This window comes from Staphylococcus sp. EG-SA-2, assembly GCF_017152085.1.
The window spans coordinates 1-584 of record NZ_JACYHC010000007.1 but is presented as its reverse complement, the minus strand read 5'-3'; the positions used below and the strand labels follow the sequence as shown (position 1 = coordinate 584).

General features: G+C 31.7%; 1 pseudogene. It reads left to right on the top strand.

Going from position 1 to position 584, the window contains the following annotated elements:
• Positions 1-584: pseudogene (sfaB, locus tag IDG60_RS00040) on the top strand (staphyloferrin A synthetase SfaB); the annotation flags it as partial.

The following is a 584-nucleotide window of genomic DNA, read 5'->3' as shown; positions in this document are numbered from 1 at the left end:
TAGAAATATTCAATATCGTGTAATTAACGCCATTATTAAAGAACGTATTTACCCCGAGCAAACATTTATTTCGCAAAAAGGATCTTTAATTGAAATTCAGTATCATATGCATGTGTTGACTATTGAAATTGTTAGAAAAAGTGCATTAGAACGCTACGAGTTTACAGGTGATATTACTTATTTAAATAAAGGTGAAACGTCATTAATTATAACTTTAGAAGGTTTATTAGATGTGTTGAATCATGACTTTGATATCCCTATTTCAGAGCGACTACGCGAAGAGTTAATACACAGTCGAGATAGTTTAGTTGAAACATATAAGCAAATGTCTCACAGACAAACGTTAATAAGTCAAAGTTTTAAATTTTCAAGATTACCACAAGATATTAACTTTTTTTCATGGTTACAACATGTAAAAGATAGTGATAAGACAGATGATTTAACTTATTCTGAGAGTTTGGTACCAGAGGGGCATCCAACACACCCTTTAACCAAAACGAAATTGCCCTTAACTATGGAAGAAGTACGAGCATATGCACCTGAGTTTGAAAAAGAAATCCCTTTGCAAATTATGATGATTGAAA